Source organism: Bacteroidota bacterium (genome assembly GCA_037133915.1).
Taxonomy (GTDB): domain Bacteria; phylum Bacteroidota; class Bacteroidia; order Bacteroidales; family CAIWKO01; genus JBAXND01.
The window spans coordinates 1-18,307 of record JBAXND010000038.1 but is presented as its reverse complement, the minus strand read 5'-3'; the positions used below and the strand labels follow the sequence as shown (position 1 = coordinate 18,307).

The window sequence follows — 18,307 nt, the reverse complement described above, 5'->3', positions numbered from 1 at the left end:
ATTATCTGGTTTGTATAAGTCTTATTGGCATTGTGGCCGGCACCAATCCTGATTTAAGTACGATGCGTTGCCCCTGATCGCCGGCAATAAAAGAGGCAAAACCTGTGCCAAGTCCTGCGAATGATTCGCGGCAAATGATATACACCTCACGGCAAAAGGGGTATGAACCTTCGGCAATGTATCCCTGATATGGTTTCAGGAAGGGGCCAATGCCCTCAGTGTCGCCTTCACCCACAACACCAACGATACGCATTTTTTTCATAAATGAGTTTGATGTAGTATCGTCGCGGTCGCTGATCCAGTTAACGCTGATGATGCCGATGGCATTTTTTGATTTCTGTACATAATTTACCACTTCCTCGTTCGAATTTACAGCAAAGCAATTTGCAGGAAACTTACCGGGCACTTTGAATTTCTCTCTTATATAACGGGGGTTTCCTGATTTGCTGTTATCAAATACAACCGTTAAACTGTCGGACGATGATTTTGGGTTCACCTGATTCCATTTGCTGATTTTGCCAAGAAAAATATCACGAATCTGGTCGTAACGGAGCGTTGAATCAGGATTATCATTATTCACAATGAAAGCAAGCGCATCGTAAGCAATACATGTAGTACGCGGAATCAGTGATTTGCTGCGCAGATATTTATCTTCATCATCGGTAAGTTTCCGGTTTGCAATAATGGTCCGAACCGAATCGTTGAGCAGATCGTTGAAAGCGTCTACTTCTGTTTTATAGGCAGCATTGATAACGGCATATGTGTAGATGCGTTCAAAAACATCCACCTCAGCTTCGATAAGTAATTTATACGATTCATCGACGCTGATTTTAATATTGCCGCGTGTAGGTGTTTCGTCTATTTTGGTACCGCTTCCGCAGGAAAGAAAAAACAGACTCACAACAAAAAGCAGTAAATAATGCATCTTCCGTTCCATCGTCTTAATGTTTATAATTTCTTAATTTGGGCCATGTTCTGGCTAAGCGGAATATCCCGTAAAGCATAAAAAATACAGCGAAAATAACCTTTACTTCTTTCTGTATCTGAACAAATTTGGGTGAAACAAGAAGGTAAATACCAACTCCAATATAGGTAACAACCATCACCAGGCTGAAGATATTCATAAAACTAAAATTCCATTTTCTGCCCATATAAATTTATTGAAGGTACTATTTAGAAAACGGTATTCAACTCAGGATATTTCGCCGTATCCTTATCCAAAGCACCCGTTTACTGATGCAAAACTAATAAATTTAATGAATGTCGGGTAAAATATCCCAAAATCATCATATCTCCTATTCTACGGTTTTCGCTCCACTTTTTCAAGGATATCCTTCATCATTTCGATCTGTACTTTTTGAATTTCGAGCAGTTCCTGTTGCTGATGCATAATCAGATGGTCAATTTTTTCGTGCAGCATGCGTATTTCCAATTCCGATTTCAGATTAATCATATAATCTTTTTTGGCGCGTTCGCGGTCTTTGTCTTCCTGACGGTTCTGGCTCATCATAATTACGGGGGCCTGAATGGCAGCGATGCACGACAAAATCAAGTTAAGAAGTATGTAAGGATACGGATCGAATCCCTTGTTGGCGAGCATAAAAACGTTGAGAGAAATCCATACAAAAATAAAAGTACCGAACATGATAATGAACTTCCAGCTGCCGCCGAATGAAGCAACTTTATCGGCAACACGCTGCCCGAAAGTCGTGTTCTGCTGCTTGTCGACATCAACTTTATCGGTAATGGTGGTTTTATCGGTGAGTGAAGTCAGCACGGTTTGTTCGAGTTCCGTGAGTTCGCCCATTTCGCTCACCAAAGTGTCGGAAATATATTTTTGGCGGTAGTAATTCAGTTCGTCAACAGAAAGATAATTTTCTTCGGTGAATGCCGGTTTATCTTTTTGAATGATGGCAAGCAGCGATGGTCGTATTATTCGTGCCGATACTTTTTCTGTTACCGGAAATTCTTTGTTTGAAATGTCACTGATAAAGGTATTCATAATAATACTGGTTTAAATAAATAACAACTTTGCGAATTGTAACGATTGTAATCAGTTCTCCGATTTTCTCTCTTTGGAATTTTTCTTGTGTCCTGTAAGCTCATCATTCACTTCGGTCTCAATTCCTCTAAGGCTGTTTTCGCAGAATTCTATGAGTTCTTTTGCCTGCTTTACCTTTGAAGCGAGAACATCGAGCTGAATTTCGTCGTCTTCAATCCGGTCAACAAGCTTCAGCAAATCGTTGTAAGCTTTACTATAATTCGGTTTCATTGCTTCTTTTTTTCGTTATCACACTTTCAATAATTTCATTCCTTAAAATAGTCTGTATTTCATCATCCGGATTCAGGTCGGCGGGATTGGTGATAATTGTTCCGTTGACAGTAATAATGGCATACCCTTTATTAAGAATGGATTCAGGACTATAACTTTTAATAATCCGTTTCATATTCTGAAGGCTTTCGCGGGCGCCGTTCAGAAGATTTTCGGCACTTCTGAAAAAGCGGTCTTTCAGCTGAATGATTTCACTTTCAAAATTAAAATTATGCTCAACTATATACGATGCGGCTTCGGTGGGTGTTTTGAGCTGGCGTGCCATCATATCGGCAATGCTTGTATTGCGGTCGTGGCCGATGCCGGTAATTACAGGCAATGGAAAGCCGGCAATCAGGCGCGACAATTCGTAATCGTCAAAAGGTTTAAAATCTGTCTGCGAGCCTCCGCCGCGCACCATAGCCACCAGGTCGAATTGCTCTTGTGCTTCACCAATCAGCTTTAACTGTCCGGCAAGCAATGCACCGGCAGCATCGCCCTGTACCTGTGTCAGAAATTCAGTAACGGAAAATGCGTAGCCATATTTATTTTTTGTAATCACTTCTTTGAAGTCGCGCTGACCGTCGGATCCGGGAGCTGTAACCAATGCTATGCGCTGCACGACCAGAGGCAGTTCGAGTCGTTTGTTTCGTGTAACATATTGCCCGTTCACCAGACTGATGGTTTCCGGATTTTCGCTCACAAGTCGCTCCAGTGTTTTTTGCCGTTCCAGCTCGAGTTCGCCCATGGTATAGGCGTGGTCAATGTCGAGCACATCGAGACTCATACCGTAGCGGTTGTTGAAGCGTACCCTGACCTGACATGTTATTTCCAGCCCGTTCGAGAAGATTCGTCCGCTGAGTTTTTCAAACCGTTCAATGCTACCGTAAGCGTTTGCCCAGAAAACCGCCTTCATTTCGCTTGTAATAAATGCGCCTTCCTTTTCAATGAATTTAAGAAAGCACCAGCGTTTGTCGGGTTGCTTTTTTACGTCGGTAATCTCAGCTTTTATCCAGAACATCTCACCTTCAAAACGGTCGCTGATTACTTCCGCAATTTCATTCACCAGTTCCGAAAGGCGTAAATGCTGATTCATTTTTCCTTAGTTAATTACATTACAAAATAAGTACCGGCTGTGCAGAACTCAGTTTTCACAAAGTTATGGTTTTATGAATTGATAACCTCGAAAAAAAATGCACATCGCACAAGGTGTTGTGTATGCTCATGCAGAATAATAAAAGGGCGTTACGACTGGCAATGACCTGTAAGGACTTCCTTCGCAATACGTTTTTTAATCTTCACATGCTTTTTAACCATTTCTTCGAGCGTAGTTTTTTTCATGTGACCGGTAATGACATCGTTCAGATCCATCCAGTATTCGTTCGCAACGCAGATATGTGAAACAAAGCAGGTAACAGGTTTATTCATACAATGAATAATGGACAGCTCAGGCTCAAATGCGCGGTAGATATCGTATATCCGAATCTCGGACTGAGGTTTGGCGAGCAGGTATCCGCTTTTTTTACCACCGGCATTCTTTATCAGCCCGGAAATCTTCAAAGCGGCAATGATAGGATCAAGATATTTCTCAGAAAGGTTTTGATGTTCGGCAATTTCTTTCTGGTACAGCCCTGTATCGCTTTTGCTGTTTTCGTTCAGCCCCAGTTCTATCATGGTGCGTAAGCCATAGCGGATTTTAGTATTGACTCTCATAAAGCATTCGAGTTAGTGTTGATAACAAATTCACAATGCAAATTTACGCAAAATTGAGCTACATAGTATCTTATCCGATATGATTTATAGCATTCGCAAATCACAACAAAAGCAGTGAATTATAAAATATCTGAAGGCATGGGTTAATTCTTCTTCTTTGCTTTCTTCTTAGGTGCGGGAGTTGCTTCATTCTCTGCAATCAACGAGCGCCAGTCGTGAGGGCTGGCTTCCGAGAAGTCGATGGTGGCTTCGTATTCTGTTTTGTTGATAGACATCACGCTGACCGGGCGCTCGAGAAAATTTTCTATCTCAGTCAGTATTTCTTTTTCGCTGCTGCTGCAGAAAGATATGGCGACACCTCTCTTGTCGCCTCTGCCGGTACGTCCCACGCGATGCACATAGTTTTCGGCTACTTCGGGTAAGTCGTAGTTGACAACATATTCCACATCGGGGATGTCGATGCCGCGCGCGCTCACATCGGTAGCAATCAGAATTTTATTGACACCCTCTCTGAAATTTGTCATAACCTGAGAACGCTCGTCCTGGTCTTTATCGCCATGAATGGTCTGGCTGGTAATATCTACTCTTTCCAACGCGGATGCGACACGCTCGGCTCTTACTTTGGTTCGTACAAACACCAGTATCTTACTGTCGGGATGCGCTTTAATGACCTGTTCGAGGAAAAAGCGTTTATCGTCCATTTCCACAAAAGCTACCGAATGATCGATGTTCCGGGAAACGGGATCCTTGGGTGAAATCTGTATTCTGACGGCATGGCGCACCAGTCCATAAGCCAAATCTTTAATATGTTCGTTGATAGTTGCCGAAAAGAATAAGGTTTGCCGTCCTTTGGGAATGCGGCGTATGAGCTGCTGCATATCGGTGATGAATCCGAGTTCAAGCATATGGTCGGCTTCGTCGAGTACGAGTATTTCAACACCGGTAAACTTCAAAAATCCCTGGCTGGCGAGGTCGAACATGCGTCCGGGTGTGGCAACCAGAATATCAACGCGCTGCTTGAGCATGGCAATCTGAGGTGCCTGCTCCACTCCTCCTATTAATCCGAGCACGGTAAGCGGAAGTCCGAAAATTAATTCTTCAATGACGCCGGCAACCTGTATTGAAAGTTCATGCGTAGGAACCATGATGAGACAACGAACCGAGAAGGGTTCGGTAATGGCAGGGCGGGTAGTTAACAACTGTATAACCGGAATAGCATAGGCGGCGGTTTTGCCGGTTCCCGTCTGGGCAATGGCCAGCACATCTTCACCTTTCAGAATAGGCGAAATGGATTTATACTGAATATCAGTAGGTCTGCTGAAACCAAGCCTTTTGAGATTAATCTTCAGCGGTGCAACGAAATCGTATTGTGTGAACTTCATAGCTGCAAAGGTAGGAAATAAGTAAGAGTGAAGAACTAAGAACTAAAAATGGCTGTCGGAGGGGAGTCGGGAGTCGAAAGTCAAGAGTCGAGAGTCGAGAGTCGAGAGTCGAGAGTCGGGAGCCGTAAGTCGAAAGTCAAAAGTCGAAAGTCAAAAGTCGAAAGTCAAAAGTCAAAAGTCGAGAGTCGAGAGTCGAAAGTCGAAAGTCAAAAGTCGAAAGTCAAAAAAAAGACTGAAGAAATATTACCCCGGAGGGGTTTAAGGCCTGTAGAACGAATGAATGGTTTTAATCCGGCGGCTCACGGATAATGATTGTTTTATGTGGTGATGATACATGAGCCGCAATTGATGAAAGTCGTATAACAAAAGAGGTTTTAAACAGGTTAAAAGTCCTGCGGGGAAGCACGCGTTCCTGCCTGAAATAACAGGTCTTTTGTGCCTTTCATTCTATAGTATAATTGTCGTAATTTCACATGCATATTAATTATTAAAATCTTCTTAAAATGAAAGCAATCTACTCTACAGCAAAGTAAACAGCAAACAAACCAACATACGGTGCCATGAGCCTGCCGCTTCTCCATACTGCGCGCATACCAAAAGGATTCTTCATCCTGACGCTCATTGCTGTGTGCATTATCATTTCCTCAGGTTTCACCCATGCTCAGATTGCCGGCGACTACCGCTCGGCAGGAACAGGTAACTGGACCACCCTCGCCTCATGGCAGCGTTACAACGGAAGCAGCTGGCTTACTCCTACCGCCGGGCAAGGATATCCCGGGCAATACAGCGGAACCGGCAGTGTGCTTGTAAGCGCAGGACACACCATCACGATCGGGAATACGGGCATCAGCACACAACCCATGACCAAAGTTACGGTTGCCAACACCGCCACGCTTTACCTGAACGGGGGAACAAGCAGCATCGTTACCTTTTATCTCAACACACCGACTATTCTGGTTAACAGTACAACGGGAACCATCTATTTCAACAACAAGGTAAGCCTGAAGCTTCCGGTAAACGGTATTGTTTATGTTGGACTGGGCGGCCTGACAGGTACCTGCAACAACAATGTTGCCATCTGGATTGGAACGGTGGATTTTGCCAACTGCTCGGGAGCGCCGGGAAATATCTTCACTTTTGCACAGCTTATGGCCGCCGGCGCCGGCGGTACACTGGGCGCTGTTCCCGCAGCTACCGCACCCGACTGCGCGGGAGGAACCATAGGGCTTACAGGGAATTTTACAGGTGCCATCGGCGCCGCGCCCACCTACCATTGGGACGTTACAGCTCCCGGAGGCGCCGTTACAGGCTACAACACTCAAAATGTATCCATTCCTTCTGCAGCAGGCGGAACATGGATGGCCACCCTTACCGTATCAACAAACCTGAACGGGACTGTTTATACCAATGCTCAAACCATCCCGGTAACGGTAAACCCCTTACCGTCCCTAACAGGCGCAACTCAGGCAACAGCCGTTTGCGGCGGCTCGGCAGCCTTTATCAATGTAAGCGGACTGGTGCCGTCAACCACCTTTTCTCTTGAATATATGATTAACGGTGTTGCTCAGACTCCATTGACAGGATTGGTTTCGGGACTGTCGGGAACATCATCATTCACGACACCGGCTCTCACCACCGCCAATAACGGGCAGATTCTTCGGATTACACGATTAACGATTACCAGCTCACCGACCAATTGTACGAATACGTTTACTCAGGATGTGGTGCTGAGTGTTCTGGTTGACGGCAGCTGGCTCGGGAATACAAGCACCGACTGGAACAATGCGGCCAACTGGTGCGGCGGCATTCCGACAGCTTCTACCGATGTCATAATCAGACCGGCAGCTCTGTTTCAGCCGGTCATTGGCGTAGCCGGAGGTGTATGCCGCAAGATATCCATTAGCAGCGGAGCATCGCTCACGGTAAGTGGCTCAAATACGCTGAGTGTTCGCGGTGACTGGACCAACGACGGCGCATTTACGAGCGTTGCCGGCACCATCATTCTAAACGGCACTGCGCTTCAGACTATCGGCGGAAGCGTAACAACCAACTTCAGTAATCTGGAAATAGCCAACGCCGGGGGTGTGAGAACAACCGTCAATACGAGAGTTGAAGGAATGCTTACTTTAACGCTGGGTAAACTGAACCTTTCGGGAAAACTGCTTACGATAGGCACCCCATCGGCCAACGGAACAATAACAGGAGGAAGCGGTACGTGTTACATCGTGGCTTACGATAACGGAAGTACCAAAGGGACGATACGTTACAGAATCAACGATAAAAATGATGTTACTTATTTCTTCCCCATGGGCGACAATGATGATTACTCACCCTTCACCTTCACACTGAACGCCATAACCACCTCCATATCGGGCGCTTACATTGATGTTTTTGTGAAAGACAGCAAGCTTCCGGGTCTTAACCCCGGCTTAATGGATTATTTGACGCGCTACTGGGATGTTACACCCGGCGGCTCGTTCATTGACCCGAATTTTGATATACGTATGCAATACACAGATACCGATATTGAAGGTACGGAATCGAGTTACTACCCGGTAAAAACCAATGGAACAGATTGGTACACCTGCATTGAGAATGCGAACTTTGTTGCCATCAAGGTGGGAAGCGGCTATGTGGTGGAATCATCAAATGCCCTGATATGGAGCGGGGTGACACGCTTCAGCCAGATGAGCGGCGCAGGTTCTACTATTAATACACTTCCGGTTAAACTGCTGATGTTTGAAACGATGTGCGAAGAAGAATCAGGGCTGACAAATCTTGTATGGTCAACGGCTACAGAAACCAATAATGATTATTTCACCATTGAACGCAGCACCGATGCCATTCACTGGGATATTATCGCCACTGTTGACGGTGCAGGAAACAGCATCAGCACAATTACATACCGTTATGCCGACCGTTTACCGAATGAAGGTTTCAGTCCGGGAACCTGTATTTATTATCGTCTGTCGCAAACAGATTATGACGGCAGCTCGGAACAGTTTAACATTATCGGCACGCATAGCTGCGAACTTGCCGACAGCCCCGATAATATAAATGTAATGCCGAATCCGTTTACCGGAGAGCTGAAAGCCACTTTTAATTCGAAAACCAACGGTGTTACAGATATTTATATTAAAGACATCACAGGCAAAACCGTATATAAAGGTTCAATAACAACGACCGGCGGAACCAATACCTATCTGATGAACCTGAGGGCGCTTGCGCCTTCGGTGTATTTTATTCAGATTACAATCGGGAATAAAAGCCGGGTACGGAAGATTGTGAAAACAGGGAAATAAGTCGTGAGCCGAAAGAAAAAGCCACCATCCAAGTCCTTCCCCCCTAAGAAAGGGAAGGAAGTGGCGGCAACACCAAGTATCGAATTGACAGAAATATGCTAATATTGAAAGGCCCGAAATTCATAAAGTTACCGTAAAATTGTAAAGGAGAAATTGAACAAGAAAAGCACGAAGGCATAACATGGGTATGGCAAAAGTGCTGGTTCAGTACTCTGCAAATAGTTTTGCGTTTAAAGTCGTCGCATTCGCCAAGTCCGAGAAAATTCGGTCCGCCGAACAGCACGCCCTCATACACAATAAAAAATAAGATATAAATGTTGCGACAGGCACGTCAGGAAGTAAGGCCCGGAACGACCCATTTACGGCATGATTGTTGTTTTTTAATATAATTCATTAGCTATTGCATACAATAAATCTCCGTAACATGAAAAAAATTATCATTGCATTTGTTGTTGTTGCAATGTTCATGACAGCAAAAGCACAAACCCTGTCTCCCGTTAAGGACACCACAGCGAAAGTTGAAATAGCATTGGGCAGAATCGTAAATGGTACTGCTGTGATTCTCGCCAATGACCGTGGCCGGAACATGAAATTTACAACATTTGATTCACTCACAACGTTGATTGCATTTTATAAAACAGCGGCTGGGGAAATCGCAATCGACAGTATTTGTTATGATGTTACCTTTTATAAAAATACCGAAATTGTTAGAAAAAGCTTTTGCGGATTCACGTTTGCTACAGATTATATTAAAGACATTCTGCTAAGTCGGGAGTCTGTATCATTCTATGTGAAAGTAAACAGGATTGTGTTAAAGGACGGACGGACTATTCTAAACCCAAAAGTTGAAAATGAAAGAAGCATCAAATCAAAAGATGCCATGATAATGCAGGGTGTATTATTTTCTGTCGAATGATTGTAAGCACCTGCTTCGCATGCTTACAACATAATACGGCCGGGCAGGAAAACCACGAATGACATTGAACAGACTACATTTGGTTGATAAAGACTATGGTTGTAAAAACCACTGAACCAAACCTGACCAAAAAGCGAACTCCAACTTCCCTTAAAGCTTAAATATTATATAAGTTTTAGGATTTTGCTATATTTACAATCACAAACTGCCCTCGCCTTAAGCGGGGTTGCTGCTTGTAAGCAGGCAGGGGACAACTTTCAAATTTCAATTCAAGCTGTTCTTCAAATCTGAGTCTCCCGAATACAACTAACATCTAAATTCATGAAAAAACCATCAGCATCCTTCCGCAAAATAATGATTGTTGTGTTTTGTATAATAACGCTACCAACTGCTTTGTCCGCACAAACCGTTAAAATTAAACAGGGCAAAGTTACCATTAACGAAAAAGAAGTTTTTATCTATAAAGCTGCCAAATATGGCTTCAGTCTTTGTGATATGAAAACCAATGAAGAGCTTATTTTTATAAAAGAAAACCAAGGCACTATTAAGGAAGGACCTGACGCAGATAAAGATAATTTCATCATCTATAATTTCCTGAAACAAAAAATTAAAGTTGAAATTGCCAGGTACTACAGCCCTAAAACATGTATTTCGTTTTTGTTTAATGAAGGTGTATTTGACCTGGATGGAAATTTGAATTTAGAAAAAATTACCTTGTTTAAAGAAAAATATGATGAAGCTATTTCAGATAAAATAGTAATTCCAAGGTAACAGCGCGTTCAATACTGAATTTACTGCAAAAGAAATGAGTACAAGGCTGAGGAGCTCAAAGGCAGACGCGCCTGTTATTGCTCAACAAAGCGGGCGCCCAGCAATAATCCATTACAAATAATGCCGTTCCGTTATTCAAGAGAAATTATGAAAATGAGATACACTAAACTTCTAACAATACTATTCTGTATTTTTTCTTACACTTTATCCGCTCAGGTTTTAATAAACGAAGTTCAATCGTCTGATACGAACACCATAAAAGATGAGGATGGCGAGTATCAGGGCTGGATAGAATTATTTAATACCGGTAATGCTGCCGTTGATTTGAATAATTACGGTTTGACTGACGATCAGGCAAAGCCCTATAAATGGACCTTTCCCGGTGTTTCAATACAGCCTCATGATTACGTATTTGTATTCACATCAGGTAAAAATCGCAAGAAAATAATTAACCACTGGGAAACATCTGTATTTTCTTATGATTACTGGCGCTATTTTATTGGAACATCAGAGCCACCGTCGAACTGGAAAGACATTAATTTTAATGACAGCGGATGGCCACTGGGAAAAGGCGGTTTCGGTTATGGTGATGGCGATGACAGTACGTTGGTTCCCGTTGGGACACTTTCAGTATATCTGCGCAAAACATTTAATATTGCTGATACTTCAAAAATCGGCAGCGCAATTTTCAGCATTGATTATGATGACGGTTTCGTTGCTTATCTTAACGGAACGGAGATTGCCCGAAATAATGTATCAGGAACACCTCCACCCTATAATACCAATGCCACTGCTTCACATGAAGCACAAATGTACCAGGGCGGCACTCCTGAAAACTATACGATTAATCAAACGCTACTGAAAAGCCTTTTAGTAAACGGCAATAATGTTCTCGACATACAGGTTTATAACATTGACACGAATTCTTCGGACCTGTCAGCTATTCCATTTTTGAGTTTTGGGATAAGCGATAATTCTGTTTTGTTCAGTCCGCCACCGGTATGGTTCAGCGATTCTGCTTACGGATATCTGCATACCGATTTCAAAATTGATATTAATGGAGAAACCATAGTATTGACAACGCCCGCAGGTGTGATTGCAGATCAAAAATTCAGTGGATATATTGCCACCGGAAACGCTCTGGCCAGAATCCCTGACGGATTTTCTTCATGGTGTATAACAGATATTCCAACGCCCCATCAAAGCAACAATTCGAGCAGCTGCTATTCGGGATATTCACCAAAACCAACATTTTCTCTTGCCCCGGGCTTTTACAGCGGAGCACAATATATCAGTATTTCCTCATCCCTGGCGGGAGCCGAGATACATTATACAGTCAACGGAAGTATCCCTAAAGTGACAGATCCTTTATATACCGCTCCCGTTGCGGTGGACACAACAACCGTGCTGAGGGCAAAAGGTTTTGGACCTTCAGGGTATCTGCCCGGACTAACCGCGACCAACACGTATTTGATAAACGAAAACACCACACTGACCACTATTTCAATCAGTACCGATTCTACCAATCTGTGGGGTCCGACAGGAATATATGATAACTATTCGGAGAACTGGCAAAGGGAATGTCATATCGAATGCTTTGCCCCCATGGGGAAACAGCGTTTCGAACTCGAAGCAACCATGAATATGTACGGTGGGTATTCCTGCAGCTTTCCTCAAAAAAGCTTCCGCATGCAAACAGATTCATGGCTTGACAGCTCCTACATCAATTACCCCTTATTCCCCGATAAGGATATTCACTCATTTAAAAGTTTTGTTCTCAGGAATTCGGGAAACGACTGGTTTTACACCTATTTCAGGGATGCGCTGGAGCAAAAAGCGGTTCGCAACACAGACGCAGACTGGAATGCATACAGGCCATGCATAGCCTATATTAACGGGGTATACTGGGGAATTTATAATATCAGAGAGAAGAACGATAAATATTTTCCAGAAGAAAACCATGGAGCCAATCACGATAGTGTTGATATGGTCAGAAATGACTACAATACCGGGGTATTTGTCGAGTCGGGCAACATGGATGCCTACAGCAATATGTATAATTTCATTGCCAATAATGATATTTCTACATCTACAAATTATAATATTGCCAAATCAATGCTGGATGTTAACAATTTTACTGATTATTTCATTGCAGAGACATATTATATAAACGACGACTGGATAGGCTACTGCATAAATAATATAAAACTGTGGCGGGAGCGAAAGCCCAATAGCAAGTGGCGTTATATATTATCGGACCTTGATATAGCACTGGGATTCAACTGGGCGTGGATCAGATGTAATTATGAAAGGGATAAGCTTTCAGAGGCGGTGAATACCACGCTCACAAATGATCATTCGACCATGCTAAAAAAGCTTCTTCAGAATAATGAATTTAAAACGTATTTTATCAATCGCTATGCTGATTTGATAAATACCATTTTTCTTCCGGCCAACATGAACCAGCTTATTAATGGTATGAGGGATTCCATTGCAGCCGAAATGCCACGGGCACTGCTGAGATGGCAGGGCAGCGGATATGGAAGTGCGTCCATGTCGGAATGGTACAGCAATATTGATACTGTGGTTGAATTTGTAAACAACCGCCCACTGTATGCCAGAAATTATATTCAGGACCTTTTCAGCTTGACCGGACAGGTAAATGTTACGCTAAACACAAATCCTCCGGGTGCAGGAAAAATAAAAATCAGCACCGTGATTCCCGATTCATTACCATGGACAGGAGTCTATTTTAATGGCAACCCTGTAACAATTACAGCTATCCCAAATCCGGGATATACCTTTTTAAACTGGCAACCCAATACCTCTATTCCTTCGGGTAATACCAACCAGTCAATTACATTGAATATTGCCTACAGTGAACCATTCGTTGCAAATTTCGCGGGTAGTCCGGCGCAGGCAAAAATAACATTCAGCGAAATAAATTATCATTCAGATCCAGGCAGGAATGCCGGTGACTGGATTGAACTGCACAATTATGGCTCAACATCATTGGATATTTCCGACTGGTATTTTCAGGATGAAAATTTTTATAATAAATACATATTCCCGACTGGAACTGTTGTCCCTCAAAATGGCTACTTTGTACTTTCTTCTGACACGTCATTATTTATTTCCCGTTTCCCAGCATTACACCCTGATGGATATTTAAGTTTTAATTTTAGTAATTCAGGAGAAAAACTTTCGCTTTTCGATAATTTTGGCAATCCTGTAAAGGTTGTTATCTATGACGATTCCATTCCATGGCCCAAATGTGCTGACGGTTATGGCAGAACCCTTGAATTGAAATCAGACTCGGCTAATCTGAACGACGGGCATAATTGGTTTGGCGGGTGCATAGAAGGCTCGCCCGGAGCACCATTTTCAGCCTGCAACGAACCAATTATATTCAGTGAAGTCAATTACAATTCATCATCAACAGCCGATGCCGGAGATTGGGCAGAAATACATAATACAACGGCCTACCCCATTGATTTATCCGGATGGAAATTTACAGATGATAATGACCAGCATATTTTTACGATACAACCAAACACAGTGCTTCAAGGAAAAGGATACTTAGTGCTGTTCAGGGACAGTTTAAAATTTACTTCTCAGCATCCGCTTGTCACTGACAAATGCGGGCCTTTTTCATTCGGATTAAGCAGCGCCGGTGATATTTTAAGACTCTATAATCCATTGAGCGGAATTAACTTTTCTATGGCTTACGATGTAATACAACCATGGCCGGTTCTTGCCAATGGTGGTGGCTATACCTTAGAGCACGATACCACAAAAAATGATTTTTCTGATGGCACTTCATGGTTTGCAGGATGCCCCGGAGGAAGTCCGGGTGAGCCTTATTCTTCGCCGTGTAGCGCATCAGTTCACGAACAGAGCAGCATCATATCTATCCGAATTTATCCCAATCCTGCTCAGGAAAATTTAATGATTGATTACACGCTCGACAAAGATTCTTATTTTATTCTTTGTGATATTTTAGGAACACAAAGAAAATCCATAACGCTTGATAGCGGCGCAAAAACAGAAAGAATAATTTTAACCGGATTACCTGATGGATTCTATGTATATTCAATTTGTGATAAGAATGGTAATAAGATAAAAACGGGAAAACTAATTATTCAGAAATGACAGGCAGCGGGGGAATCCGGCGCAACATATAAGCACTTCCCGCCACGGCGGGGCAAAACATGCACCACAAGAAAGAAACGCGCATGACGTTAAAAAGACATCAATAGTGAATTAACTAATAATAAAAAAAGGAGAACAAATTATGCCTATTGTACAAATTTCAATATTGCCGCAGTCAGCAGAAAAGAAAGCTGAAATGTCGAAAGTAATAACCGACGAAATCCATCGCATCACGGGAATCAGAAAAGAAGCCATGATAATTTTATTTTATGAATTGCCCGCCGAGAATTGTGCTGATGGCGGCGAAATGCTTTCCGAAAAATTTAAAAGAATGGAGCCCAAAGGATAAGACATTGAAAAAATTCAGAAATATTGTTACAACAGATTAATAAAAAACTACTTCCCGGAAATTATTTTTTTGCTCCCAATTGGATTATCCTTGGCGTAAACAATGCTTGTAATCTTCATTGTAAAATGTGTGATGTGGGCACAAAAAGCAATGAAACAATTTTTGCGCAAAACCTGATGGGTACTGAGCCGTTGAACATGCCATCAGAGCTGATCAGGAAGGTTATTGACCAGACTGCTCAACATTTTCCAAAAGCAAAACTGGGTTATGCTTTTACAGAGCCGCTGATATATCCACATCTTGAAGAATCGCTACAATATGCCTTTAAGAAAAACATTAAAACTGCAGTAACAACGAATGCGCTGACATTAAAACAAAACGCAGCCAAATTGGTATCGGGTAATCTGGGCGAATTGTATATTTCGCTGGACGGGCCACAGAAAATCCACAATGAGATAAGAGGAAATCAACAATCATTTCAAAAAGCTATCGAAGGCATCGACGAAATATATCGGTTAAACCCGTCGTTACCCATTTCTATTTTTTGTGTAATTACTGAATGGAATATTGGCCATTTAAATGAATTTGCACGCTTCTTTAAAGATTATCCCATACAAACAATGGGGTTTATGCATACAAACTTTACCCCACAATCCGTTGCCGACCATCACAATACGTTATGGGGAAACGCCTACAAAGCGACCTCTTCCAATGTTGACTTCACAACTATTAATAATTATAATCTTGAGCTATTGTGGGAAGAAATACAACAACTGAAATCACTGAACTGTAATTTCCCGGTTACGTTCTCACCTGAAATAGCCACCAAAGAGAAACTGGTCGAATTTTATAAAAATCCTGAAATAAAAATCGGAAAAAGTTGCAGTAATATTTTTGCTACTATAATGATAAAATCTGATGGCAGTGTTATTCCTGCTCACGGCAGGTGTTATAATCTGCAAATAGGAAATCTATATTCCGACAACTTAAAAGAAATCTGGCATTCAAAGGTTTTAGCCAGATTCAGGTCTGATTTAATGAAAAACGAAGGACTGCTCCCCGCTTGCAGCAGATGCTGCAGTGCTTTTTAAAATTTCGATAATGTTGCTTAATTGCACCCCGTTCCATGTGTCATTTCATAAACAAATTTATTTGTATATTAGCACAGCTCAGAGTCGGCAATGCAGTATCGGCAGATTCGGTAAGGACAAATAAAATAATTTCTTCTAAACAAAACAGCCATGAGAACAATTGCATTTACAATTTTGTTTATCGGCAGCTGTCTGACCATTCAGGCACAAAATTATCTGATTGATTTTTCGGGCACGGGCGTTAGCAACAGCGTTGACTCGGTCAAAATTGAAAATCTGTCGCAGTGCACAAGTCTTACCATTGCAGGAAGCGATGTATTGAATCTGAACCCGCTCGTTGGAATGGATGAATCCGGCAATCGTCAGGATTTTGGAATATCTGTATTCCCCAATCCTTCATCGGGTCATTGTTCGCTGGTGTTTGATGCCACTTCAGACAATGATGTCAGTTTCGGATTACTTGACATGAACGGAAAAACAGTTCTTCAGCAAAAGGAGTTTCTGTCTTCAGGGCATCACACATTTCAGCTGTCGGGCATTCCCGGGGGTGTGTACGGCCTGACCATCGAATCGGGTAAATGCAGGTATTCGGTAAAGTTAATAAGCAATGCAGCCTTACAAGGCAACCCGATTATTAAAAAGACAGAATCAACAATGAGTATAAATAACCTGCAAGCGGGTTCCGGAAACGGTGAAACGAGGAAAATGAGTGCATCAAAATCAATCATAGGAATGCAATTTAATGCAGGCGATACCTTAAAACTCACCGGTAAATCAGGAAACTGCAGGACGATAAGCATGCTGTTCCCGACACACAACCAAACAGTGACTTTTAATTTCGTGAAATGCGCGGATGCAGACAGTAACTATTATGCCGTAGTGCAGATAGGCAATCAGGTATGGATGCAGGAAAACCTCAAAGCCACGCATTACCGCGACGGTTCCCCTATTCCGAATGTACCTGACAGCGCCACATGGACAAACCTAAGTAGCGGAGCCTATTGCAATTACCATAATGATACTGCCGAAGGAACCTATTATGGGCGGTTGTACAACTGGTATGTTATAGCCGACAGCAGAAACATTTGTCCGGTCGGCTGGCACGTGGCATCCAATCCCGAATGGAATATAATGGAAAAATTTCTCGATCCTACGGTCGATACATCCGCATGGATGGGCAGGGGTCAGAAAATTGGACGGATACTGAAAGAAGGCTGCACGACACGCTGGGCCTATCTGGATACTACCCGTGGATGGAACTGCGCAGGCTTTACGGCGCTTTGCACCAATTTCAGGAATAATACCGGTGCATGGAGTCTGGCGCCCAACAATGATCATGATGACGCTTTCTGGACATCAAGTTCTTATTCCGCAACAACAGCCTGGGGACTGAGTCTGCGCTGGTGCTTCGGCGACATCTATGCCATACCACTATTGAACAAGAAAACAGGCCAGTCGATCAGATGTATCAAGGATTAATAAAATAAGGAAACAGCACCGTTGCAGAACAGAATCCGTGCTAAAAAAAGCGACACAAACAATTCATCATGAAATTTTCCGACATAGCAAATATACGGTTAGCCGGCCAGCAAATTTCAGGGACACAACATACTTCTGCAGGCGAATTGCTGCAATGGATGGGTGCCATGCAGGCACAGGATTATGCCATGGCAACATGGGCTGTCGGAGTCCGGTTAACCAATACAACACTTCAGCACATTGAATCAGCCATAAATGAAGGCGAAATACTGCGTACACATTTGATGAGGCCGACCTGGCACTTTGTATCATCAGCAGATATTGATTGGATGCTTGATTTAACATCACCGCAGATTAAATCATCGATGAAATCAAGAAATAAACAACTGGAATTAACCGATGCGTTAATAGCAAAAAGTAACCGAGTCATAAGTAAGGTTTTGGAAGATGGCAGACATTCAACGCGTGAAGAGTTGATAACAGCATTAAATAAGTCCAAAATACCCACCGATGAAAACAGAGCATCTCATCTGTTTATGTGCGCGGAATTGGATAAAGTAATTTGCAGCGGTTCTCTAAAGTCGAATAAACAGACCTTTGCGCTTTTTGATAAAAGAGTCAAAAAAAGACCTGCTCTGCACAGGGAGGAGGCAATAACAAAGCTTGCCGCAAAATATTTTCAGAGCCACTGCCCCGCAACATTACAGGATTTCATCTGGTGGTCGGGGTTATCAGCCAAAGATGCAAAATCAGGATTAGAGAATAATAAGAATGGATTAATCTCAGAAACCACTGTTGTCCGGTAAAAGTTTGAAAGAAGCCGAAGCATAAGCCCGGCTTC

Annotated in this window: 15 protein-coding genes; 8 read left to right on the top strand and 7 right to left on the bottom strand. The window is 42.7% G+C overall.

All coding sequences use genetic code 11. From position 1 onward, the window contains the following. Position 1: 1 nt before the first annotated feature. The 7 genes from WCM76_12270 to WCM76_12240 all read right to left on the bottom strand — a co-directional run bounded on the left by WCM76_12270 (position 2) and on the right by WCM76_12240 (position 5,406). Positions 2-937 carry a substrate-binding domain-containing protein gene (locus WCM76_12270; GenBank protein ID MEI6766410.1) on the bottom strand — a complete coding sequence of 312 codons (936 nt, stop codon included), beginning with the start codon at positions 935-937 and terminating at the stop codon, positions 2-4. A gap of 4 nt (positions 938-941) precedes the next feature. Then, positions 942-1,124 (bottom strand): hypothetical protein, encoded by a 183-nt coding sequence (locus tag WCM76_12265; GenBank protein ID MEI6766409.1) that lies wholly within the window; start codon positions 1,122-1,124, stop codon positions 942-944. Positions 1,125-1,300: 176 nt separating this feature from the next. After that, positions 1,301-2,002, bottom strand: a complete 702-nt coding sequence (locus WCM76_12260) for a DUF1003 domain-containing protein (GenBank protein MEI6766408.1) — start codon at positions 2,000-2,002, stop codon at positions 1,301-1,303. Positions 2,003-2,053: 51 nt separating this feature from the next. Continuing rightward, positions 2,054-2,272 carry an exodeoxyribonuclease VII small subunit gene (locus WCM76_12255; protein MEI6766407.1) on the bottom strand — a complete coding sequence of 73 codons (219 nt, stop codon included), beginning with the start codon at positions 2,270-2,272 and terminating at the stop codon, positions 2,054-2,056. Further along, the gene (xseA, locus tag WCM76_12250; GenBank protein ID MEI6766406.1) at positions 2,256-3,407 is read right to left on the bottom strand and encodes an exodeoxyribonuclease VII large subunit; all 1,152 of its coding nucleotides are present in this window, start codon (positions 3,405-3,407) and stop codon (positions 2,256-2,258) included. The genes WCM76_12255 and xseA overlap by 17 nt, the downstream gene beginning before the upstream one ends. Positions 3,408-3,556: 149 nt before the next feature. Then, positions 3,557-4,024 carry an Rrf2 family transcriptional regulator gene (locus tag WCM76_12245; protein MEI6766405.1) on the bottom strand — a complete coding sequence of 156 codons (468 nt, stop codon included), beginning with the start codon at positions 4,022-4,024 and terminating at the stop codon, positions 3,557-3,559. 143 nt (positions 4,025-4,167) lie between these two features. Further along, on the bottom strand, positions 4,168-5,406 hold the full coding sequence (locus WCM76_12240) for a DEAD/DEAH box helicase (GenBank protein ID MEI6766404.1): 1,239 nt from the start codon (positions 5,404-5,406) through the stop codon (positions 4,168-4,170). A gap of 560 nt (positions 5,407-5,966) precedes the next feature. Between WCM76_12240 and WCM76_12235 the strand changes: the two genes are divergently transcribed. The 8 genes from WCM76_12235 to WCM76_12200 all read left to right on the top strand — a co-directional run bounded on the left by WCM76_12235 (position 5,967) and on the right by WCM76_12200 (position 18,272). Continuing rightward, the gene (locus tag WCM76_12235; protein MEI6766403.1) at positions 5,967-8,708 is read left to right on the top strand and encodes a T9SS type A sorting domain-containing protein; all 2,742 of its coding nucleotides are present in this window, start codon (positions 5,967-5,969) and stop codon (positions 8,706-8,708) included. 424 nt (positions 8,709-9,132) lie between these two features. After that, positions 9,133-9,624 carry a hypothetical protein gene (locus WCM76_12230; GenBank protein ID MEI6766402.1) on the top strand — a complete coding sequence of 164 codons (492 nt, stop codon included), beginning with the start codon at positions 9,133-9,135 and terminating at the stop codon, positions 9,622-9,624. 321 nt (positions 9,625-9,945) lie between these two features. After that, entirely contained in the window at positions 9,946-10,395 is a 450-nt protein-coding gene (locus tag WCM76_12225) for a hypothetical protein (GenBank protein MEI6766401.1), read from the top strand. A 153-nt stretch (positions 10,396-10,548) separates the two neighbouring features. Beyond that, positions 10,549-14,547 carry a lamin tail domain-containing protein gene (locus WCM76_12220; GenBank protein ID MEI6766400.1) on the top strand — a complete coding sequence of 1,333 codons (3,999 nt, stop codon included), beginning with the start codon at positions 10,549-10,551 and terminating at the stop codon, positions 14,545-14,547. Between the two features lie 142 nt (positions 14,548-14,689). Continuing rightward, on the top strand, positions 14,690-14,896 hold the full coding sequence (locus WCM76_12215; GenBank protein MEI6766399.1) for a tautomerase family protein: 207 nt from the start codon (positions 14,690-14,692) through the stop codon (positions 14,894-14,896). 23 nt (positions 14,897-14,919) lie between these two features. After that, positions 14,920-15,987: a radical SAM protein gene (locus WCM76_12210; protein MEI6766398.1), complete on the top strand. Its 1,068-nt coding sequence runs from the start codon at positions 14,920-14,922 to the stop codon at positions 15,985-15,987. 150 nt (positions 15,988-16,137) lie between these two features. Beyond that, on the top strand, positions 16,138-17,466 hold the full coding sequence (locus tag WCM76_12205) for an FISUMP domain-containing protein (GenBank protein MEI6766397.1): 1,329 nt from the start codon (positions 16,138-16,140) through the stop codon (positions 17,464-17,466). Between the two features lie 68 nt (positions 17,467-17,534). Next, entirely contained in the window at positions 17,535-18,272 is a 738-nt protein-coding gene (locus WCM76_12200) for a winged helix DNA-binding domain-containing protein (protein MEI6766396.1), read from the top strand. The last annotated feature ends 35 nt before the right edge of the window (positions 18,273-18,307 follow it).